At 44.8% G+C, this 21,727-nt stretch carries 15 protein-coding genes; 9 read left to right on the top strand and 6 right to left on the bottom strand.

The annotated features are described in order from the left end of the window. Window positions 1–280: 280 nt before the first annotated feature. Window positions 281–1,474, bottom strand: coding sequence for a PstS family phosphate ABC transporter substrate-binding protein (locus ACM0OZ_RS27820; protein ID WP_414586072.1), 1,194 nt, complete (start codon window positions 1,472–1,474; stop codon window positions 281–283). A gap of 241 nt (window positions 1,475–1,715) precedes the next feature. On the opposite strand from ACM0OZ_RS27820, the gene ACM0OZ_RS27825 reads away from it, so the two are divergent. After that, window positions 1,716–1,988, top strand: coding sequence for a hypothetical protein (locus ACM0OZ_RS27825; protein WP_414586073.1), 273 nt, complete (start codon window positions 1,716–1,718; stop codon window positions 1,986–1,988). A gap of 181 nt (window positions 1,989–2,169) precedes the next feature. Here the strand turns inward: ACM0OZ_RS27825 and nifE are convergent, their stop codons facing one another. The 3 genes from nifE to ACM0OZ_RS27840 all read right to left on the bottom strand — a co-directional run bounded on the left by nifE (window position 2,170) and on the right by ACM0OZ_RS27840 (window position 6,759). Beyond that, entirely contained in the window at window positions 2,170–3,531 is a 1,362-nt protein-coding gene (gene nifE / locus ACM0OZ_RS27830) for a nitrogenase iron-molybdenum cofactor biosynthesis protein NifE (RefSeq protein ID WP_414586074.1), read from the bottom strand. Between the two features lie 328 nt (window positions 3,532–3,859). Further along, on the bottom strand, window positions 3,860–4,837 hold the full coding sequence (gene nifH, locus ACM0OZ_RS27835) for a nitrogenase iron protein (RefSeq protein WP_414586075.1): 978 nt from the start codon (window positions 4,835–4,837) through the stop codon (window positions 3,860–3,862). A 734-nt stretch (window positions 4,838–5,571) separates the two neighbouring features. Then, window positions 5,572–6,759 carry a substrate-binding domain-containing protein gene (locus tag ACM0OZ_RS27840; protein WP_414586077.1) on the bottom strand — a complete coding sequence of 396 codons (1,188 nt, stop codon included), beginning with the start codon at window positions 6,757–6,759 and terminating at the stop codon, window positions 5,572–5,574. A gap of 531 nt (window positions 6,760–7,290) precedes the next feature. Between ACM0OZ_RS27840 and ACM0OZ_RS27845 the strand changes: the two genes are divergently transcribed. Further along, the gene (locus ACM0OZ_RS27845) at window positions 7,291–8,085 is read left to right on the top strand and encodes a YdcF family protein (RefSeq protein ID WP_414586078.1); all 795 of its coding nucleotides are present in this window, start codon (window positions 7,291–7,293) and stop codon (window positions 8,083–8,085) included. 90 nt (window positions 8,086–8,175) lie between these two features. Here ACM0OZ_RS27845 and pgmB read toward each other — a convergent pair whose 3' ends face one another. Continuing rightward, window positions 8,176–11,118, bottom strand: coding sequence for a beta-phosphoglucomutase (gene pgmB / locus ACM0OZ_RS27850; protein ID WP_414586079.1), 2,943 nt, complete (start codon window positions 11,116–11,118; stop codon window positions 8,176–8,178). 781 nt (window positions 11,119–11,899) lie between these two features. Here pgmB and ACM0OZ_RS27855 point away from each other — a divergent pair. The 3 genes from ACM0OZ_RS27855 to ACM0OZ_RS27865 all read left to right on the top strand — a co-directional run bounded on the left by ACM0OZ_RS27855 (window position 11,900) and on the right by ACM0OZ_RS27865 (window position 14,838). Then, window positions 11,900–12,514 carry an MBL fold metallo-hydrolase gene (locus tag ACM0OZ_RS27855; protein WP_414586080.1) on the top strand — a complete coding sequence of 205 codons (615 nt, stop codon included), beginning with the start codon at window positions 11,900–11,902 and terminating at the stop codon, window positions 12,512–12,514. Window positions 12,515–12,616: 102 nt separating this feature from the next. Beyond that, entirely contained in the window at window positions 12,617–14,110 is a 1,494-nt protein-coding gene (xylB, locus tag ACM0OZ_RS27860) for a xylulokinase (protein ID WP_414586081.1), read from the top strand. Window positions 14,111–14,268: 158 nt separating this feature from the next. Further along, entirely contained in the window at window positions 14,269–14,838 is a 570-nt protein-coding gene (locus ACM0OZ_RS27865) for a Uma2 family endonuclease (protein WP_414586082.1), read from the top strand. Here the strand turns inward: ACM0OZ_RS27865 and ACM0OZ_RS27870 are convergent. Continuing rightward, window positions 14,768–15,256, bottom strand: coding sequence for a DUF433 domain-containing protein (locus tag ACM0OZ_RS27870; protein WP_414586083.1), 489 nt, complete (start codon window positions 15,254–15,256; stop codon window positions 14,768–14,770). The two genes, ACM0OZ_RS27865 and ACM0OZ_RS27870, sit on opposite strands and share 71 nt — an antisense overlap. Window positions 15,257–15,436: 180 nt before the next feature. Between ACM0OZ_RS27870 and ACM0OZ_RS27875 the strand changes: the two genes are divergently transcribed. From ACM0OZ_RS27875 to ACM0OZ_RS27890, 4 genes are all read left to right on the top strand, one after another. Then, window positions 15,437–15,763: a DUF433 domain-containing protein gene (locus ACM0OZ_RS27875; protein WP_414586084.1), complete on the top strand. Its 327-nt coding sequence runs from the start codon at window positions 15,437–15,439 to the stop codon at window positions 15,761–15,763. Further along, the gene (locus ACM0OZ_RS27880; RefSeq protein ID WP_414586085.1) at window positions 15,756–15,887 is read left to right on the top strand and encodes a hypothetical protein; all 132 of its coding nucleotides are present in this window, start codon (window positions 15,756–15,758) and stop codon (window positions 15,885–15,887) included. Before ACM0OZ_RS27875 ends, ACM0OZ_RS27880 begins: the two co-directional genes overlap by 8 nt. An 893-nt stretch (window positions 15,888–16,780) precedes the next feature. Continuing rightward, window positions 16,781–17,836: a CHAT domain-containing protein gene (locus ACM0OZ_RS27885; protein ID WP_414586086.1), complete on the top strand. Its 1,056-nt coding sequence runs from the start codon at window positions 16,781–16,783 to the stop codon at window positions 17,834–17,836. Between the two features lie 12 nt (window positions 17,837–17,848). Further along, window positions 17,849–21,616, top strand: a complete 3,768-nt coding sequence (locus ACM0OZ_RS27890; RefSeq protein ID WP_414586087.1) for an eIF2A-related protein — start codon at window positions 17,849–17,851, stop codon at window positions 21,614–21,616. The last annotated feature ends 111 nt before the right edge of the window (window positions 21,617–21,727 follow it).

Raw genomic sequence — 21,727 nt, forward strand, 5'->3', positions numbered from 1 at the left:
ACCTCACCCCCCAACCCCCTCTCCGCTATGCAGAGAGGGGGAGATATTTTCCCCTCCTCGCTTGCGCTTAGGGGTAAGGGGTGGGGTTGCTAGCGTATATGAGCCATGTGAGAAACCTTATATTTAACTTGATATCAAGCCTGTTCACGAGCGCTTGATATGACTTCGACAGAGCTTTGAAAGGCTGATTTTATCGTACTGCGCTGAAAGCTGTATCCCTGATTATTTCATTGGCAGACTGTTTTCGTTGAACTCGCGTTAAATAAAGAACAGTTCATGTTTAAGAGCGCAAGGGAATAAGCCCTGCCTTTTCAACAATCTGCTGACCTTCTTTCGACATTAACAGATTGACGTAGGCTTCCCCAGCTAGTTGATCGATTGTACTGTCTTGGCGAATCACAACAAACAGACGCCGGGTCATGGGGTAAGAGCTCTCCCTGATTGCGGCAGTATTAATCCGCTTACCATCTTCTATGAAAGGTTGCACATATTCTTGGGAATTAGCTTTAGCAATAGCAAGGGGGCGAATTGTTCGTTGACCGATAAGTGGTGCATTTCCTCCAAAGGAAATTCCCCCAGGGGTCGAGGCAACTTTACGAATAGCATCAGTGTAATCACGAATGAACTGCACCCTAGAACTGATTTGGCTAGCTTCTTGCCCAAGAAGGTCATTCAATAAAGTGGAAGACTTAGGGTCCCTGACCAAAGGTACGATCGCTAGATCTGGTCCTCCCACCTGCTTCCAGTTGGTTAGTTTACCTTTATATATGTCTTTGAGTTGCTCAACTGAAAGTCCTGGAATGGAGATATCTGGATGGGTAAAGAAGACAACCGCATCAATAGCCACTGGCACTTGCTTTAGCCCAAAGCCCCGTTGTTTAGCGTTGCTATAATCACTCTCCTTGAGAGCTCCTCCACTGTGAGCAAAGCTCAGTTTACCATCGAGCAGCATAGCTATACCTTGTCTGCCACCAGGTCGAGCGTCTTTCGGTTCGGTGTAGCGGAGGCGAAAATTGGGGTGAGCTGCACTAATGGCTTCGTTTAAGCCGTTGGCACTTAGAGTTGCAAAGAGGATAGCACCGCCGTAGTTAAATGTACCTTCCGGTACGTTCGGCACCTCTTTCATAGAATTATAGAGTTTGACCTGAGGAGCGGTGTTCTGATTGCTGTCACTGGAATTGTAAACTCCGACATCATTGGGCTTGCTCACACTGTTAACAGTTACGAACGCACAGTAGATTAACCAACTTACAAACAGAAACACCAAACCAGAGAGAAGCCGAATCATCCAAGGTGTTAACAGCCAATCTGCCAAAGTTTTCGGCTCAGGTTTAGCAACCTTGTTGCTGTTTAGCACAGTTAGATTCAAGGGTTTACCGCACTTCACACAGCGTTTAGCCGTGGAAGGATTTGTATCATAGCCACAATGGTTACATACTATAAACTTTTGATTATTCGATTTGTCAGGATTCATTTAATTCTCTCAAGGTATGTATTTGCAGTTACGGTATTGCACCCTGGAGATTTCTGTTATGTTGTAACAATATATCAGTAGATACGAAGTATATTTATCAGATTATGACCGTTTTTTGCAACACAATTGTAGGAAGTTAATAAAGTGCGATTGGGTAAACAACAGTGCCGCAAGCACAGAAAAGCGCTTTTCTGTGCGCCCCACAAGGCAATGCTCCCTTTGAGAGCCTTTGCAAGGTGCGATGGCGCAGAGCGCCCGCTTTCAGCGATCGCAAAGGTGCCAGTGCCCTGCATGGCGCGATCGCGTAGCGCGCCCTGTTGCCCAACTGCACTCCCTACGGTTGCCTCAAAACGGAGCTTTGAGCAAGCCTGTTGTGGAAGAACACGGCGGCGCAGAACGGGCGATTGCGCGGAGCGCAGTGCCCTCGTGCCCAATCGCGATTCGGGGCAGTGGCAAAGGCAATCGCACACCTAAATTCGATTTGATGATTTTGGGCGTTGCATATTTAACGTGAGTTCGACGGAGCTTTGGAAGGCTGGTTCTATCGTGCAGTGCTGCAAGCTGTATCGCTGATTATTTCGTTGGCAAGCTCTTTTCACTGCACCTTGGAACTTATAGCAGCAATTCAGTCGTCATTCGTCAGAAGTAAAAAGGGCTTAGTGTCTCGGCTTTTAGACAAGAGCATTGTACTTCATTTACTTGCAATGTGCTGTACTTGCCCAGTTTGTTTCCCAAGGGGCTGACTTGCATACTTGTCCCCATACGGGACTATAGAGAGTTTTATACAGTTTTTGTGCCACCTCTAACATCCCCACATAACCCGCATAAAGATGGTGATGTTCTTGGTTAATGTCTAGGAAAGGAATTCTGGCTTGGAGGGCAGTGTATTGATAGCGACCATCAGCAATTAATATATCTGCTTTATTTTCATTAATTATCTGTAGAATTTCCTTAGAACTCTCCTGTTCTAGAATGATGCTTCCCTCAGTACTTTTAAGAGTGCTGGTAGCGATAAGTTCCATTCCTAAGTGCTTAACCGCAGAGATGATAGACCAACTTTTGGTAACTTCAGGAGAAAGTACGGCACGTTTGCCTGTGAGTTGTTGGCGATAGGGAGCGAGTGCCTCATCCAAAGCAGCAGTTTCTTCTGCAATTAACTTTTCTGTACGCTCTTGCAAATTAGGATCAGCGAATTTTGCAGCAATGTTCCTGAGACATGTGTTCGTGTCCTGTACAGTATATAAAGACTCGTGAATATAGGGGATACCGTATAGCTCTTCCATCTTTCTTGCCATGTGCAAGAGCGCTTTTGAGCAAATGATCACGTTGAGTTTCGCCCGGTGAGCGTAGCAAATTTCTTGATAGCGAGCATCACCCGTAATTTTTCCTAGGACTCGGATACCTAATTTCTCCAACAACGGTACAACCTTCCAGATTGCACCGGCGATATTGTATTCACCAATTAGGTTAATATCATAAGGCGTGGTTAAATCTGGTTCAACTGTTCCAATAACGTGTTCTAGTAAAGCTTCACCAGCAACGCGGCTGCCTAGATTTTTGCTACCAGTAAATCCAGGAGAATTTACGGGGATAATAGGGGTTCCTGTTTTCTGTGCAGCGGCTTTGCAAACTCCATTAATATCGTCACCAATGAGAGCGGTGATGCAGGTGGAGTAGACAAACACCGCAGCAGGTTTGTAGCGTCTTTCCACTTCCAAAATTGCTTGGTACAGCTTTTTTGCTCCACCAAAAATGATATTGCTCTCGTCTATATCAGTGGTAAAGCCGATTTTGTACAGCATAGAACCAGAAGAGAGATTGCTGCGACTTCCCCAAGAGTTACCAGCACAACCGCTTGGTCCGTGGACTAAATGAGCAGCATCGGTGATTGGTACTAGGGTCATCATTGCACCATCAAAAGCACAGTTCCCTTGAGCGTCTCCAGGTTTGGAGAATTGTGTGCAAGGCTTGTCTTTCTTTGCTTTGTGCTGTTTTTGATTGTGTTCGCATCCTGCTTCACTAAGCGGATCGTTAATATTTCCGTAGGTCATTTTCATTTCTGTTGTGATAATGGGTAGAAGCTGTTAACGGAAACTAGGAATCTCTAGAAACATAGAGAGAAAAGGGAATGAGAAAGAGCTATTTCCCATTCCCTAAGACATAACCAACCAATAAAAAGAGAAAACAAAAAACTAAAGTAGTCGTTTTGCCGCGTAAACTTTGACAGATTTATGCTGACACGGAAAACCTAGGAACTACAGAACTATGCATTAGCCATCAGAGTAACTCCACATTCTTTCAACGTTTGGGGGGAAGGCGGGCTTTTTAAACCCACGCCTGTTGCTCACCCTGTCTTGTCCTCCTTAGTGCGCCAGAGCAAAAGCCTCACTTCTTGTCGCTTGCAGCAACGACTTCTATGTTTCCTTTTTTCACTGCTTCTAGTGCTTCGCCTTCAGCATCTTCTTGCTTCTTCTGGGAATCTGCTTGAGCTACGGCAGCGCCAGCCAGTTTTGCAGCATTTTCTTCGCTTTCGAGGATACCAAACTCAATCAACAACTCTTCAAGCTCGTCCATCTCGATGGGTGTAGGAACGGCAAGATTTTTATTGTTGATAATCTTGTCTGCTAATGTACGGTATTCGTTAGCTTGATTGCTATCAGGTGCATACTCGTTCACTGTCATCCTGCGTAACTCGGCGTGTTGCACGATGTTGTCACGTGGGACGAAGTGAATCATCTGGGTGCTTAATCGGGATGCTAGTGTGGTAATCAGTTCGTCTTCCCGATCAGTTTTCCGGCTGTTACAAATTAGACCACCTAAGCGCACGCCACCAGTGTGAGCGTACTTAAGAACACCGCGAGCAATGTTGTTGGCTGCGAACATCGCCATCATTTCACCGGAGGTGACGATGTAGATTTCTTGTGCTTTACCTTCACGGATAGGCATAGCGAAACCACCGCAGACAACGTCACCTAACACGTCGTAGCTGACAAAGTCTACGTTTTGATAAGCACCGTTTTCTTCCAAGAAGTTGATAGCGGTAATGATACCCCGACCGGCGCAACCAACACCGGGTTCAGGACCACCAGATTCCACACATCTAATACCCCGGAAGCCATCAATCACCACTTCTTCCAGTTCCAAATCTTCCACAGCGCCCCGTTCAGCAGCAAGGTGTAGTACGGTGGTTTGAGCTTTACAGTGCAGAATCAATCGGGTAGAGTCAGCTTTGGGGTCGCATCCCACAATCAGAATGCGTTGACCCACTTCTGCCATTGCAGCTAGGGTATTTTGAGAGGTGGTAGATTTACCGATACCGCCTTTACCGTAGAAAGCTATTTGTCTAATTTTGTCATCGGACATGATGATTTCTCCTGCAATTGTTTGATAAGTGGGTCTTTTGGTTGATGATGCGTTCACTTTTGGAGCGATCGCTTGTAGAACGTCCCTGGTAGCGTTAGCACAAAGTGCCAGATGGAGGCGAACGTTCTACAGCAAAAACATTCGGCATCTTGAACATAGGTATAGAACTGTTAATAAATTCCTCAATCGTCCTTTGTCATTTGTGAGCCAGCGCAGCCAAGTTGGTTTCCAACTGTCACGGCGACTGGCGTTCGTCGAAGACGTGCCGTTCGGCGATAGCCGTGGCGTTAGCCATAGGCATACCCGAAGGGTCCTTTTTTCCCAACTAATGACAAATGAGTAATGACCGATTTTGTGGCAAAACCTTTTTGCAGATATCAATCAAAAGTTGAATTGACTCTTAATATCAAGTCCGTCTAATTGCCAATAATAAAAACCTATTCGCCTTAGACTGTCTGCGTGTCGCAGGGTGATATAATGTTCGCTTAATTGCCCATAATAAAACTTATCTGTAGTAAAAACTTCAGTCCTTGCTTTGTTGGTAAAGAGGACTAAAGTCCTCACTACGAAACTACGAACTTATTAGGGGCGCGGGTACTTGGACTTGATGAACGGAGATTCACAGAACTACTACAGAACCCCAATTTGTTGCCTAAATTTTTAGGGTGGTTGGATTATGAGCAGGAGTGATGCAAAGTTTTTCCCACACAACCAACCAATAATGACAATCTACCCTAAATGTTCGCTACAACTTCCCCGATTTTGCTGGTGTCGTAACCACCAAGAACTTCTAATTGCGATTGGACTAGCCGATGTCCCAAGGTACTGAGTAACTGCTGTACTGGTGCTTCTTCCAAGAATTCCTTGAGAATCACTAAGTCGTAGCGTGACTGATGCAGGGGGATAAATTCTAGCCCGAAGGTGGCGGCTATAGATGCCGTGCTGATACCTGCGTCGGCAATCCCTGATACTACGGCTAGGGCAACTTCTTGGTGGCTTTTGGCGATATGGTTAAATCCTTTGACTGCATGGAAGGAAAGCTGCTCCTGTTGAAGTGTTCTCTCTAAAAGCATACGACTGCCAGAACCTAGTTCGCGGTTGATAATAGTTGCTCCCGTTTCCACCAAGTCGGTCACTGTTTTGATTCCTCGGGGGTTGCCAGACTGGACTAAAAGTCCTTCCTCCCAGACACCAAGGGTAATCACGACAGCTCTTCTTTGGGCTAGGACATCACGGACAAAAGGAATATTATGCTCCCCAGTTTGAGTATCGTACAGGTGCATCCCAGCGATGTGAACTTCACCTCGGCACAAACTATGCAATGCAGCCATGCTGTTGGCAAAGTTATAGTGGACTCGCAGTTGAGGATGCCAGCGTTCGGTGGCTCTTGCCCATAGGGAAATTACAGGTGTACAGCCAGCAATCACGACGGTATTGTGGAGTTTGTCCATATCGTCTAGCAGCCGAACCAAGACTTTATTTGTACCTGTCTCGCTTGCGCCTTCACCCTCTGAGTGTGGCACTTTGCTTATGCCGGGGAACCCTTTCGCCGCAACTGCCTCACCATCAGCCGGAATCATCTCTGTGCGAAAAGCATCATTCCCTATCAAAGGATGAGCTATCCATTGCCCGCCAACCCGCGCCAAACTAACGCGCACTTGCTGACCGCTAGGAACAGATTTGGCAAGAACTGCTTCAACTTCAGGCAAATCCTGCTCTAGCCAGAATAAATCTTCGACTTTACAGCCAAGTGCTTTAGCTAAGCGCAATGTAATGGCAACTGAGGGAGCATATTGTCCTGACTCCACACCACTAATGCTCTGACGGGTAACCCCTGCCAAGTTAGCCAAATCCTGCTGGCTCATGCCCAGACGGGTTCTGATTGACTTTAGGTTGTTACGAAGATTATCATCCTGCTTCATTGAGGTTTATCTGTGGGTTCCAAAAAGCTGAGCACGGATTTAAATGAATTTGGCAGAGTCTAAGGATTTTCTTCGAGTGTATCTCGTTTTTTGAAAGAAGAACTCTCGTGCTTTCGCTATTTTCATTCCCCTTTACAGCAAGCACAACTTACAAATTGCTAATTTACTTGCCTTTTTTTATTCCCCTACAGCAAGCATAGCATACAAGTCGCAATAATCCTTGCTAAATTTTCCTCTCCATGTCAAGGAAAGCTGACGTATTGCTAGAATGCTTGCTATAGAAGAAGTTATAGCGGTTTTGATTTGAGTCAAAGACAGTGAACGTGTGAGAATGTGGCAGCAACGAGTAAACTGTATGAATTCCTATCAAAGATTGAAATTTACCTTGCTGGGAAAAAGGTAAAAGCCCCTAGTCGCTACAAACCGGGGGCTTTTTGATTGGAGTAGAAGCGCTCGTCGCTAACAGTCAATTATATGAAGTTTCGTTAAGATGACAAAGAGTGTACATAGAGTATGTAGGGTTAACTTCAAATGCTCAACCAAGCTTTGTGCGATCGCCCGGTTAGCCAGTGGCTTGTTTTGAAGTCAACGCTTTCTCACTGGCTAATGACACCAATATTTGTTGTCTTGCCACTGTTGATTTTAGTTTTTTTACCTTGGATGATTCCACGCCTACGTTGGAAGCGTTTTTGGAGTGGTTTAGGAACTGTGTTACTCGTGATTTACTTTAGTGCCACTTTTCCACTAACCATAGCTGTAGCCAAAAAAGGATTAGTTACTTTTATTCCCCCCGATCCTGGTACAACTGTAGACGCAATTGTTGTACTGGGGCGGGGGGAACCATTTAGACATTCAAGAGTTGAAGTTGCGGCTGAACTTTGGAGAGATCGTCGTGCACCATTAATTTTTGCCAGTGGTGCAGGGGATGGTTCCGAAATTGTCAAACAACTAGAAGCAAAAGGCATTCCTGATACTGCATTGGGCGAAGAACACTGTTCTCAAACCACTAAGGAAAATGCACTATTTACCTCATCAGTGCTACAACCACGAGGAGTCAAGCAAATTCTGCTAGTCACAGATCCTCCACATATGCTGCGATCGCTACTCACTTTTCAAGGTATGGGGTTTGAAGTGATTCCGCACACAAGCGCCATACCAACTCAATTAACTTCAACTAGAAAAGCAATGCTTTTGTTTTATGAGTACATGGGGTTAGTCAGCTATGGCTTGCGAGGGGAATTTCTTGAACACAATTTGGCTCAACAGAAAAATCCACCTATAGCTAAAGTCAAGAATTTCGTAAATTTTGACGTGCAAAAACAGTAAATATTTCAAGGGTAACTAAAGGCATAAACCAAAAAATAAAATGGCAGGCAATATGCCTGCCATCCGGTCAATTGACCAATGATCTTGCCTTCAAGCTGCTACTTCTACAAGGGAAGCTTGATCGCTATTAATGAGCTGCGATCGCAACTCTTCCCAGCGAACGCCTTCTAAACTGGGTAATACAACGTCTGCCTTACCAACTCGTTCCGCAGGACCAAGCCCAATAGCTTGCATTCCCGCAGCAAGAGCAGCTTCTACACCTGCTCCTGCGTCTTCTACGACAACACATTGTGACGGTGAAAGACCAAGTTGTTGTGCAGCATATAGGAAAAGGTCTGGTGCTGGTTTTGGTTGGGATACGCTGTAGCCATCAGCAATAGCATCCAAATATTTAGCAATGCCTAAACGTTCGATGACAGTCTCGGCGTTTTTGCTGGATGAACCCAAAGCTACTTTAATTCCAGCAGCGCGTAGTTCTTGCAACAAATCTGCGACTCCTGGGAGCAGATCTGCTGGCGTCAGATTCTGAATCATTTCCACAAAGTAGCGATTCTTACGCTCCATCATGTGCTGAATTTGCTCTTCAGTTGCTGGGCGAGCTTCTTTCAGAAGAGCTTCGCTAACGCCTAAGATATGCAGCAAAGATTCTCGACGTGGCAGTCCTCGCATTGCTTCATTTGCTTCTCGGTCAAACTCTATGCCTTCTTCATCTGCCAGTTGCTTCCAAGCCAGATAATGTAACTCCGAGGAATCGGTTAAAACACCATCCAAGTCAAAGATGACGCCAGCAATTGCTGAGTCTGAAGTTGGCGCAATATCTGCAAAGGTTTGAATCTTTTCTGGTTGCAAGTCGAATTCATACCACTCGTTGCACCATTGCAGACGGAACTTCAAGCGCGTCCAGCCTGACGGTAGATTTGGACAAGCAACAGGACCAAATTGAGTCATGCGGATACCAGCAAACCCGAAGATTACAGCTTGCCAAACTCCACCAGCACTAGCAGCGTGAATTCCTTCAGCTGCGTTACGCCGCACATCTTCCAAATCTACCAACGCCGATCGCATGAAGTGAGTATACGCTTCTTGTGGATGATTCAGATCGCAAGCTAAGATAGCGTGAATTGCTGGACCGAGTGAGGAACCATAAGTATGGTCGGTGCGGGGGTTGTAATAATCCCAGTTGGTTTGTAGGGTTTTGCGGTCGTAGACATCACGTAGCAAGTAGAAAAGCATCAACACATCTGGCTGCTTGAGAATCTGCTTTTGACTTGTCGCCTCGACTCCCAAAAGTCCTTGCAGTGATGTGGTACGGGTTTCGTAATCAGCCCAGTTAATATCTTCGAGCTCAAAGAAGCCCTCAAACTGTTCCATCAACCCAGTTTCTAAGTCTTGGTTGACATAAATATTTTTGGCAATAGACGCCCAGGTTGCAAAGCGTTCGGTTCCTAAGTTGAGTTTTACCTCTAGCTGTTCTGCTGTGTCAGGGTAAGCCTGATGCAGCCAGTTCCACAGCATCAATGCCGACTGTAAGTGCCATTGCGCCATGAGATTGGTGAAGGCGTTATTGTCTACGCGATCGTGATTTTCATCAGGTCCAATCACATCACGGATATCATAACTGTTGCGCTGTGGGTTCCACTCAACCCGACTTTGCCAGAAAGCAGCGGTATCTAGGATAATTTCTGCACCATAATCGCGCATCCATTCATCATCACCTGTATGCCGCCAGTAGTTCCAAGCAGCATAAGCGACATCTGTGCTGATATGCACTTCAATGTCACCGCACCAGATGCGGATTTGCTCACCGTTTTTACCTGGTACCCACCGGGGAGTCACTTCATCACCAGTAGTGGCACTTTCCCAAGCATACATAGCTCCAGAGTATCCCGCTTCTTTGGCTTTGCGTCGCGCCCCATCTAAAGTGTGGTAGCGGTAGGTCAGCAGGTTACGTGCTAATGCTGGCTGAGTTAAGGTTAGGAAGGGCAAGATAAAAATTTCTGTATCCCAGAAGATGTGTCCGCTATAAGCAAAACCGGAGAGCGTTTTGGGAGGAATGCTGACTCGGTCATCATGACGTGGTGCAGCAGCAAGCACTTGGAAGATATTGTAGCGAATGCTCAACTGCGCTTTGCGATCGCCTTCAATAATTATGTCACTGTCTTGCCACACCTGCTCCCATGCAGCAATGTGAGCCGCAAACAGGGTGGAGTAGCTTGGTTCATCAGCTAGCCTATTTAAGGCTGCTGCCATTGGGGTTTCTGTATCCCGTGAAGTAAACAAGGTGACAATCTTGTCAACGGTCACTGTTTGTCCTGGTACGCATTGGAAGGTTTTTGTTAAGCTTGGGGAAGCATTCTGTTCGCTCAAAGGTGCAGCATCTTCACCCTCGACGACAAGCTTAGCTGCCATACCAAGTTCAATTCCAGAATGGAGAGTTTGGCTGTGCAACCAGACAAGATTTCCGGCGCTACCAGAGTTTAAAGTTTGCCAGTGTTTGACGCCTTGGGTATCCTGTTCGCGATTAAACTCAACTTCAACTGAGATGTCACCTTCAAAATCTTGGGATGTGATTTCACAACGGACAGCTAAAACGTGTTGATCCGCTAAAGAAGCGAAACGCTGAAAGTGAAAATCCACAGTATGACCTTGTGGGGAACGCCACCGCACTTCACGGTTCAATAAACCCAACCGCATATCGAGCCGACGCTCATAGTACAAAAGTTCGCCGGCGTCAAGACTGAAGCGTTCTTCTCCAACTTTCACAACCAAAGACAGCCAGCTGGGGCAGTTGACAAGTTGTGTGGTGGCGATCGCAACATCATCATAAACACCGTTAATGATTGTTGCTGCCGAATCATTAGGATATCCTTCCTCGAAAGTTCCCCGTGTTCCCAAGTACCCGTTCCCAAGGGTGAAGACGGTTTCTTTGTGGTGCAGCTGACTAGGATTGAACTCTGTTTCAATCACGTTCCAGCCAGTGGAGTCAAAAAGTTGCTGATTGTTTTGGGAAGTGTCAGTGGAGTAGTAGAGCATTACTTAATAAAACCTATATTTTGGTGTTTGTGTTGGTCAGGATGAAATAGCATTTTTAGGGGTTAGACTTAGTTATTGACTACAAACAGTTGAACGCCACTTACAGAAAACTTGGGGATTCCCTGTAACACTGTGGGTTTTCAGCACTGTCCTCCCCTACGCCCCTCTGTTTGGACTCATATAAATCCTTAACCGGGAAGAACGATGCTTTCTTGAAAGCAAAGGTTCCCATTTTCATCGCTCGTTTGATAGATTGTATTCAGTTTTGGCGTTAAAAATTGTAAATTGGAAGATACCAAATAATAACTTTTATAAATAATTTAATAAAGTTTGACAAAAAAGTTGATGGACAGTAGGTTGTCTCAAAGCGCTTTAGGAGAGGTATATTTGTTTGGAGTGCGTTGTTATGGCTATTATCTACCGCTAGATGAAAATAATTACCACAAGTTTTATACAACGTATTATTTATTAATCTTGTCTTTAGAATGACACATTATTATTAGCATAATTTTGTTTGAAGACCCTGGTATTAAAATAAGCAGGGAAAAAACTTTCATCCATAACGCCTCCTGTGAAAATGGACAACGGGATAAGGGGAGGAATATTCATGTACGGTGGCGGCGCGATCGCCATAACGCATAGATAAGAATATTGGCAATTTTAATGCGTTACAGCAATGTAAAGTTTAACCAAAATACCATCAGACCTTAACTTCGCCTTATGTATAAATATATTAAGAAGGAGCAACTATGTAGTACTAAATTTACTAAACGAATTTCCAATGAAACTTCTACACCGTGATGACTTATACGGATGGTCATCGTTTAATAAAGAACGCAATATAGATTTCAATAGTATTGCTTGGATTCGTCCAGACGGTAATATTCTCATCGATCCATTGTCTCTGTCATCCTACGACTACGAACACCTCAATTCCTTAGGTAGTGTTCGTTGGATTGTGATCACCAATTCAGATCACGTACGTGCTGCAAAGGAACTTGCATATGTGACTGGTGCCCAAATAGCAGGTCCTTTTGCTGAACGAAGTCACTTTCCTATTGAGTGCGATCGCTGGCTTCGTGATGGCGAAGAGTTAGTTCCAGGGTTGCAGGTGATTGAATTGCAAGGCTCGAAGACCCCAGGTGAGTTGGCACTGCTTTTGGATAAGACAACCCTGATCACAGGCGATTTGATCCGAGCACACAAAGCAGGGAGTCTAACGATTTTACCTGATGAGAAACTTTCCAATCGAGAGCAAGCAGTTGCCTCAGTTCAACGACTCGCCCAGATAAATGGCATAGAGGCTGTATTGGTGGGGGATGGGTGGTCAGTGTTTCGGGATGGAGGTTTGGTGTTGAAAGAACTTGCAGCTAGCCAGGTAGCCAAGTGCAGCTAGTGGTTGAGGGAGTACCAAGTCAGTACTGATAGCTACTTGGTGAACAAGCAGCAAAACGTTAACTATATACTTGTCTAGAATTGCTGAATTTGGGAGGGGCAATTGACTGACGTCGTAGTTGGCTTAGATTTGGGTACAGGAGGAGTGCGGGCGATCGCTGTTGATTTGCAAGGGCAAGTTATCGCTACTACGACCAGAAGCTATCCCCTGTTAACACCACAGCCCGGTTGGACGGAACAGAACCCATCGGATTGGGTCGAAGCGAGTTTGGATGCCCTGTTCGATGTAGCTCAACAGCTAGATGGACACCGAGCAATCGCCCTCGGTTTGTCTGGACAAATGCATGGTATGGTTCCTCTGGATGCAGAGGGCGGAGTGATCAGACCGGCAATTTTGTGGAATGACCAGCGCACTGGTCAAGCCGTTGATACAATTGAAGCCATGATTCCCCGTCAGGAGTTGATCCAGCGCACTGGAAATCCAGCAATTACGGGGTTTCAGCTTCCAAAGCTCGTGTGGTTACAAACTGAAGAACCGCAAGCGTATGCTCGGCTGTGGCAGATTCTTTTGCCAAAAGATTATCTGGGATATGTGCTAACTGGCTTCCTAGTGACAGAGCCGTCTGATGCCTCTGGTGTCGGGTGTCTGAACCTGGCGAATCGGCAATGGGATACGGATATTCTCAATGCTCTCAATATCAACCCAGCGTTGTTTCCTCCGGTAGTCGAGTCTACGGCGATCGCCGGACGGCTGAAATCAGAAATTGCCGCCCGCGTGGGATTGCCTGCCGGATTACCTGTGGTTGCAGGAGGAGGCGACAATGCGGCAGCGGCGATTGGTTTGGGTATTTCATCGAGCAACCTGAACCGGGGTAGTCTGAGTATTGGCACGTCGGGAGTGATCTTTGCACCGTGCGATCGCCCAATTCCCGATCCAGAAGGTCGGGTGCATTTGTTCTGTCATGTGGATGGTGGCTATCATCTGCTGGGAGTGACGCTGGCGGCAGGCGGTTCTCTGCGTTGGTATCGAGATACGTTTGCACCGAATATTCCCTACACCGATTTGATGGATATGGCAGAACGTTCTTTGCCTGCTGCTGGTGGTGTTCTATTTCTGCCCCACCTCTCAGGAGAACGCAGTCCCCACCTTGATCCAGATACTCGGGGTGCCTGGGTGAATCTGTCATTAGCTCATACACAAGCAGATATCATTCGTGCTGTTCTGGAAGGTGTAGCATTTAGCTTGCGGGAAGCGTTGGAGGTAATTAGTGCGATACGCGCAGCGTCAAGCCTCCGGCTTATCGCTCCCGTTCATCAACTCTTGGCAACAGGTGGAGGTGCGCGATCCAACATTTGGTTACGAATTTTGGCAGATGTTTTGCAAACAGAACTCATTGCTCCCAAAGCCGAAGAAGGAGCCGCTTACGGAGCAGCCATTCTGGCAATGGTGGGGGTTGGTGCATACCCGAATTTAGAAGCTGCACTTAAGATACTGCCGCAGGATAGCAATGTGGTAGAGCCGCAAGAAAATTCTGTGTATGAAGCAGGGTTTAAGCGATATAAGTTATTGTACGAAGCCCTTAAAGCTGTTCGTTGATAGAACATCATCGCCATAAGGAGGAGTAATCTACCTGCGCTATACTCACGCAACGCACATTACCGAAGGGATGCGATCGCAGTATGAGATAACCCCACAACTAAATCTGTGACAAAATAGTTTTGTTGTCCTATAGCCAATGCGATCGGCTACGACCTATGATTTCTACCATCAAGCGCCGCTACACTTTGGATGAATATCGCGCGCTCGAAGAAAAAGCGGAAGGACGCAGCGAATATCGAGATGGAGAAATTATACCCATGCCCGGAGGAACCCTCAAACACAGCCGCATCAGTGGTAATATTTTTGCCTTTCTCAAGTTTCTGCTGCGCGATACTCAATTCGAGCCAATTAACAGCGATTTGCGGCTGTGGATTCCTGAATATCGACGCGGAGTATATCCAGACGTGATGGTTTTTGATGGTGAACCGCAACTGAATGGCGAGCGCTTAGATGAAGTCTTGAATCCTATTTTAATTGTTGAAGTACTATCTCCTTCCACGGCAGATTACGACCGACAGAATAAATTTCGGATATATCGATCAATTCCTAGTTTTAGGGAATATTTATTAGTCGAGCAGGATGAAGCTTTTGTCGAACGCTATAGCAAGCAAACCCAAGGTTGGTTGTTCAATGAATTTAAAGGCTTGGAACAATCTATTTCCCTAGACTCAGTTGGGATGGAATTGCCAATGGCGGAAATTTATCGCGGCGTTGTTTTTGAGTAAAATAGTTCTGGCTGAAAGAGGCGAGCGATCGCGCTTGGCAACGGCAAGAATCGTACTTGCCCTTTTGCTTTGCGTCTTGCCAATAAGCGATTGCGCTCTGCGCAGTGCCCCTTGGGCAATCGCGTATTCCAACAGGGTTAAAACGTCTCTGGGCTTCTTGACGAACATCGCTCTTCAGGCGCTGACGTTCTAGAAGATATTCATCAACTTCGGTTTGATGTCTTAAGTAATAGCCAATCACAGAATAAATATCGGAAAGCTGAAGCGATGGGTACTGCTCCTTAATTTCTTCTGCTGTAGACCCTTCCAGAAAAGCTGTAACAACTGTATCTAAAGTTACGCGAGTTTTATTAATGCGAACAACGCCATTAGCATCAGTTACAAGCGGAATCGGCTCTGCCGTTGGGACAAGTAGCATTTTGAGACCAATATTCTTCTAGTCTTCCTTTTCTAGTATAAGCTGAAGCTCTAACCAGTTTTGAGGATTTGGAGTTATGTTTAAGCGATCGCTAGCTTCAAACTGAAACTTGCTGCAAGAGGGGCGATCGCTTTCTGTAACAGCCAGGACAGGTGTGTATTATTAAATTATGGAACGGAGATGGAAGATTCATCAATGCAGTTAGTCAGTCGGGAGCATATCGAGATCGCTTCTGATGTGCGGAGTGGGAAGCCCCGCATTGTCGGTACCCGCATTGCTGTAGAGGATGTGGCGGTGATGCATTTAAAGCTAGGGTATTCCTTGGTAGAGATTGCTGGTAAGTATGACCTGTCACTGGCATCTGTTTATGCAGCAATGGCTTATTACTTTGATCACCGAGACGAGATTGATCGCCGCATAGCAGAAGAAGATGAGTTAGTTGAGGTACTGAAGCAAAATCATCCCTCGCTTCTTCAAGAGAAACTCAGACAGTTGAGGAATGAGTGAACGAATTCGCTTTCATCTGGATGAAAATGTCGATCCTGCGATAGCGCTTGGCTTGCGCCGTTATGGAATTGATGTCACAACAACCAATGATGTGGAATTACGCACCCAAACCGATCTGTTTTAACCAAACAGGGGAAGAAATATTCCCGCGATCGCACATCCTCCTATCTGCGTTGATTCGGCGACTTGCGCCTGGAGACAGCAGGCTCACTTTTTTCCGTTTTACCAACTTTCGATGATTGGGGATCGGGTAAGGTATGAGCGTGCAGATATATGACGAAACTCGGCGCAACAAAGGTTAGCGTTACCGCCAGTATGCCAGATTTTTATAGTTTTACCAACATTCGGTTATAAGTTGGGTAAAAGCGTAGTCAGGCTAATGGTTCTAATCTAATTTAGAGAAAAACAGCGGTTGTCGTTGAAGTAGGTTGAAATCGGGAGCATTAACCTGACGAAAATAAGCCGTTGTAAGGCTGTGCTACACAAAAATGCCCTTATGTCGTCCCCAATATTTTCATGCAACAACAACAATGATGTTCTTGACCCACTTGACGCATCGTTGTTCAAAGATAAGTACGACTTGTTTAACGACGTAATCAAAGCTGATCACAAGTGTTAGGATGCACGGGTCGCTTACGAAATAGCAGTTCGCGACATTTAACTTGCTTGAAGCGATGCGGCAAGGCATCGTTGTGGAAACATAAACAATGTAAATTCCTTATCTGGTATGTGTTCCTCTCGTTGTGAACGAGATAATACCCCTTTCGTGTAATGCCGCATTACTTATAAGTTGAAAAGATAACTATAATCTTTTTACTTTGATTGCGGAATTTAGAACAGAAACTGTGTAGTAACCAGTAAATAGGATGCTGCTGTTTAGCCGCATAGGTCAACTTTGGTTTTACCTATAAGAATATGTAGAAGAGTTCTTTTGAACTCTTCTGCTACTCCATACTCTGTTTTCTTTGTCAATGCGTTAGTCCTAACTAGTATATTTTCCACGAATTAATTAAAACCGTGAAAAAAATATTGATATTATCAGCTAATCCAAAGAACACAGACAACCTGCGCCTAGACCAAGAAGTGCGGGAAATCCAAGCAGCGCTCAAACTCGCTAAAAATCGAGAGCAATTTGAAATTGTCACAGCCTGGGCGATACGAGTTGAAGACCTGCGCCGTGCGCTGTTGGAACACCAACCGACTATCGTTCACTTTTCTGGGCATGGTCATGGTACTGGCTTAGCCTTAGAGAATGATTCTGGGCTGGTGCAACTTGTGAGTACAGAATCCCTAGCACGCTTATTTGGGTTGTTTCAAAACAAGATTGAGTGTGTGTTACTCAATGCCTGTTATTCACAAGCCCAAGCTGAGGCAATTCACCAACATATTGATTATGTTGTGGGTATGAATCAGGCGATTGGGGATGTGGCTGCTATCGAGTTTGCTACTGGCTTCTATGATGCGCTGGGCGCTGGCAGACCCTACGAGGATTGTTTTGAAGTAGGTCGTGCTTCAATTAACCTACAGGGAATTCCAGAGTCAGAAACACCAATCCTCAAAGCAAGGCGGCGAGCGTCTTCTTCTACTGTTGAAAATACTCAACCAAAAACAAACACTCAACAAGAGCAGAACTCACAGCCCAAATTCACTGGTGGGATTTCCCAAAGCATTAGCGGTGGTCAAATGTACGGTGGGATGCAGGCAGTACGGGGTGACCAAAACCAGCAGACTATGACAACCAGCGTAACTGCGGTTACTAATGAAAAAAAGCTGACCCAACAAGAAGTCATTCAGTTGCTAGCACAGATTGAGCAATTGATTCAATCAGCTTCACAATTATCAAAAGCAACAAAAGAAAAATCACTCAAGTATTTGGGAGCAGCAGTTGAAGAAGCGCAATCAAATGAACCGGATAAACTGCTAGCTGCTGGAAACCTCAAACGGATGGCGGAAACATTAAAACTTACGAGTGAAACTGTAACAGCCACCGGGTGCCTTTGGAAAAATGTAAAACCGTTACTGATGCAGCTACCAAATTGGCTAGGAGTTGCTCAGAATTTCTTTGGTTTTTAGTAGGACTAGCCTATGAACCAACAAGACTATCCGGAGAATAATCCACCATTTACACCACAACCAAGTATTTGGCAGCAGGCTGATAGCTCCACAATAGGTGGTGGAATGCAAGCAGCAATCGGCGATGGTAATGTCCAAATTCACGGTGACAGTAACGTCCTCACTTTTAACAAGACGGAGATTTTGCAAATCTCTGGTGAACCGATTAAAAACCGTGAATTTATAAAAACCTCACCTTACAGAGGCTTAAAGAAATTCGAGCCACAAGATAAAGACTTGTTTTTTGGACGCGACCAATTTCTCAAAGGATTAGTTAACGAATTAGAACAAACCAACTTGATTTTACTTTTAGGAGCAAGTGGTAGTGGCAAATCATCAGTAGTGCGTGCGGGGTTGGTTCCTTGGCTCTCACAACAACAAGCAGCGGGGTTGGTTCCTTGGCTCTCACAACAACAAGGAGCGCAGTTAATACATTTAATGTTTACCCCAGATCGTGACCCGTTTGACTCTTTCTATGTCAGCTTACGTAGAGAATACAAGCAAGCAGAAGTCCAAATAGCTCTTGAAGCCAAAGTTGACACTTTGACTGAGGTAATGAATAGGTTAAGGCAAAAGCAGCTTGATAGTTACTGGTTCATTTTCATTGACCAGTTTGAGGAGTTATTTACTACCAGTAAGGCTGATAAGCGCGACAAGTTTATTGCTGGCTTAGTGAAATTGAGTAAAACCAAGGAGCATTCCGTCAAAATCATGGCGACGATGCGGGCTGATTTTCTGAACGAATTAGATCGATATTCGGAGTTGGAAAAAGTTACGCGCAAGTATCGCCCAATGATTACAGCAATGGAACCTGATGAATTGCGGTTGGCGATAGAGCAACCTGCGGCACATTATGGGGTCAAGTTTGAAACAGGGCTAGTAGAAGAAATTATCAAAGATATCCAGGGACAAGCTGGGTATTTGCCTTTATTGCAGTATACCTTGAATCTACTGTGGGAGACGGAAGTAAAAACTGGTAATCTTAAAGACCGCCGCCAGTTGAATAAAAGTACTTATCGGCAATTGGGTGGTGTTAGGGGCGCGCTGCAACAACATATCGACAGCATTTATAATAATTTCTCAGAAGAAGAGAAACAGGCTGCACAGAGAATTTTTCTCAAACTCGTTAACATTACTAGCAATGAAGAATTAGGTACTGAATGGAAACCAGTTCAAAGAAGGGCTTTGCGGTCTGAGTTTAGCTGCGAACTCGAGCAGAAAGTGCTGGTAAAGTTAATAGATGAAAAATTATTGGTGAGCAATGTTCAGAACTCACATATCCTCTCTTCCTCACAATCACGAGATTTACAATCTATTATAGAAATTGCTCATGAAACACTGCTCACTTCTTGGACAACTCTAAATACCTGGATTAAAGAAAATCGTCAGGCGATCTCTTTGCGTAATCGACTGTACGATGATTTAGTACGTTGGCAACAGAAGAAAACTGAGGATGAATTGTGGACGGGCTCGAAGTTAGAGCGTGTTAAGGAACTAAGACGAGACCCTACCTTCAATCAAGTTTTGGGTGGTTTTAATAAAGAAGCAAACGAGTATATTGATGCTAGTTTGGCACTGCGAGACAGACAACTGAGAAGAGCCAGAATTGTTGCTGGTGTCGGTCTCACTTTAGCAGCCTTGACAGCAACAACCTCAATTCTTGCCCTCAATCAATGGAAGCGAGCAGAAATTGTTCAGGAAGGTCAAATTAATGCTCTGGCCGGATACTCAAATTCTCTGATTGTTACAAATCAACCTTTTGATGCTCTAATTGAAGCAATTAGAGCCGCAGTACAGACCAAAAAACAGCAGGTGAAACCTCAAACTTGGAATTTAGTTGAAAGAGTACTAAAACAAGCACTTTATCGAGTATCCGAGCAGAATCGATTAGAAGGGCATCAAAGTGGAATCTGGAGCGTGAGTTTCAGTCCTGACGGCAAGACGATTGCTAGCGGTAGCTTCGATGGAACTATTAAATTTTGGAAGTCAGATGGCACTTTGATAAATACTCTTAAGGGGCATACAGATGAAGTTTGGAGCGTAAGTTTTAGTCCCGACGGTAACACAATTGCCTCTGCTAGTTTCGACAATACAGTTAAACTTTGGCGACCTTATGATAATGCCCCAATCAGAACCCTCATTGGACACAAAGCTCCAGTTACTGGCGTCAATTTCAGTCCTGATAGTAAAATAATCGCCACTGCCAGTTGGGATCAAACCGTCAAACTCTGGAATTTGGATGGCACTCTAAGAAAAACTCTTCCTGGGGATAAGGAAGAATTTACAAGGGTAAGTTTCAGCCCTGATGGTCAAATTATTGCTGCTGCTAGTAAGAGTAAAACTGTTAAACTTTGGAATCTTGATGGCAAAGAAATTAAAATCTTGACTGGTAATGATGGTCATAAAAGTGAAGTTTGGAACTTAAGTTTTAGTCCAAATGGTGAAATAATTGCTACTGTTGGTAGGGATAGAGCCATCAAACTTTGGAATCTAAAGAACGGCAAACTAATCAAAACCCTTAGCGGGCATAAGTATGCAGTTAATGGCGTCAGTTTTAGACCTGATGGTCAGATTATTGCTACTGTCGGTGGCGGCGGAATCGTTAAACTTTGGAGCCGTGAAGGACAAGAGCTTTATACTCTGACTGGTCATAAAGATGTTGTCTCAAGTGTAAGTTTTAGCCCTGATGGCAAAACAATTGCTACCGCTAGCAAAGATCGAACTATCAGGCTTTGGAAGTACGGTGGAGAAAAAATTCAAACCCTAACTGATGATGAAGGGCTAAATAGCGTCAGCTTTCACCCCGATGGTAAAACAATTGCTACGGCTAATTTCAGTGGAATTGTTAAACTTTGGAAACATGATAGCACTAAGGTTCTTTCCATCCCCGCACATGATGTTGCTATCCGCAGTGTCAGCTATAGCCCGGATGGTAAAATATTTGCTACCGCCAGTGACGATAAGACTGTTAAGCTTTGGAATCTTAAAGGTCAAAAAATTAATACTCTCAACGGGCATAGTAAACCAGTCTATAAAGTTACTTTTAGTCCTGACGGCAAAACAATCGCCACCGCCAGTTTGGACAACACCGTCAAACTCTGGCGTAATAATGGTACCCTAATAAAAACTCTTACTGGGCATACGGATGAAGTTTGGAGTGTAAGCTTTAGTCCCGATCTCCAAACAATTGCTACTGCCAGTCGCGATAAAACTGCTATACTTTGGAGTCTAGATGGCAGAATACTCCGAATTCTAAAACATCAGAGTGCGCTCAATGATGTCAGTTTTAGCCCAGATGGTCAAATGATTGTTACTGCTCTTAGAAATAATACTGCCAAGCTTTGGAATCCAGACGGCAAAGAACTTCAAACTCTAGTTGGGCATGATAAAGAAGTTATTAGCGTCAGTTTTAGCCATAACAGTCAGATTATTGCTACCGCCAGCGAAGACAACACTGTTAAACTGTGGAGCCTAGATGGTAAAGAACTTCAAACACTCATTGGGCATGATAACGCAGTTCGTAGCGTTAGTTTTAGCCATGATAGTCAAACCCTTGCCACAGCCAGCCGAGACAGAACTGTAATTTTATGGAAGTTGAATGTCGAAAAATTGATTAATTTAGGAGGTTTGAATTTAGATAATCTGACGCAGAATGCTTGCAATTGGGTATGGGATTATCTAAAAAATAATCAACAAATTAATGAGAGCGATCGCCGCCTCTGCGATGGCATCCGGAAATAGGTAGTGCGTTAGCAAAGTGTGAATAGTCAGTCAAACTAGGTTAAATCCATCTTGGGTATCCGCCGAGATAATGTGCATTCAGAGGACATATTGTAAAGTTTTGTAAAGCTA

This window comes from Scytonema sp. PCC 10023 (assembly GCF_963920835.1).
In the GTDB taxonomy this organism is placed as follows: domain Bacteria; phylum Cyanobacteriota; class Cyanobacteriia; order Cyanobacteriales; family Nostocaceae; genus Kalymmatonema.

What these genes read in the sequence shown, in the direction of transcription:
- ACM0OZ_RS27820 (WP_414586072.1), bottom strand. Translation starts at nt 1,474, where the DNA reads ATGAATCCTGACAAATCGAATAATCAAAAGTTTATAGTATGTAACCAT.
- ACM0OZ_RS27825 (WP_414586073.1), top strand. Translation starts at nt 1,716, where the DNA reads ATGGCGCAGAGCGCCCGCTTTCAGCGATCGCAAAGGTGCCAGTGCCCT.
- nifE (WP_414586074.1), bottom strand. Translation starts at nt 3,531, where the DNA reads ATGAAAATGACCTACGGAAATATTAACGATCCGCTTAGTGAAGCAGGA.
- nifH (WP_414586075.1), bottom strand. Translation starts at nt 4,837, where the DNA reads ATGTCCGATGACAAAATTAGACAAATAGCTTTCTACGGTAAAGGCGGT.
- ACM0OZ_RS27840 (WP_414586077.1), bottom strand. Translation starts at nt 6,759, where the DNA reads ATGAAGCAGGATGATAATCTTCGTAACAACCTAAAGTCAATCAGAACC.
- ACM0OZ_RS27845 (WP_414586078.1), top strand. Translation starts at nt 7,291, where the DNA reads ATGCTCAACCAAGCTTTGTGCGATCGCCCGGTTAGCCAGTGGCTTGTT.
- pgmB (WP_414586079.1), bottom strand. Translation starts at nt 11,118, where the DNA reads ATGCTCTACTACTCCACTGACACTTCCCAAAACAATCAGCAACTTTTT.
- ACM0OZ_RS27855 (WP_414586080.1), top strand. Translation starts at nt 11,900, where the DNA reads ATGAAACTTCTACACCGTGATGACTTATACGGATGGTCATCGTTTAAT.
- ACM0OZ_RS27865 (WP_414586082.1), top strand. Translation starts at nt 14,269, where the DNA reads ATGATTTCTACCATCAAGCGCCGCTACACTTTGGATGAATATCGCGCG.
- ACM0OZ_RS27870 (WP_414586083.1), bottom strand. Translation starts at nt 15,256, where the DNA reads ATGCTACTTGTCCCAACGGCAGAGCCGATTCCGCTTGTAACTGATGCT.
- ACM0OZ_RS27875 (WP_414586084.1), top strand. Translation starts at nt 15,437, where the DNA reads ATGGAAGATTCATCAATGCAGTTAGTCAGTCGGGAGCATATCGAGATC.
- ACM0OZ_RS27880 (WP_414586085.1), top strand. Translation starts at nt 15,756, where the DNA reads ATGAGTGAACGAATTCGCTTTCATCTGGATGAAAATGTCGATCCTGCG.
- ACM0OZ_RS27890 (WP_414586087.1), top strand. Translation starts at nt 17,849, where the DNA reads ATGAACCAACAAGACTATCCGGAGAATAATCCACCATTTACACCACAA.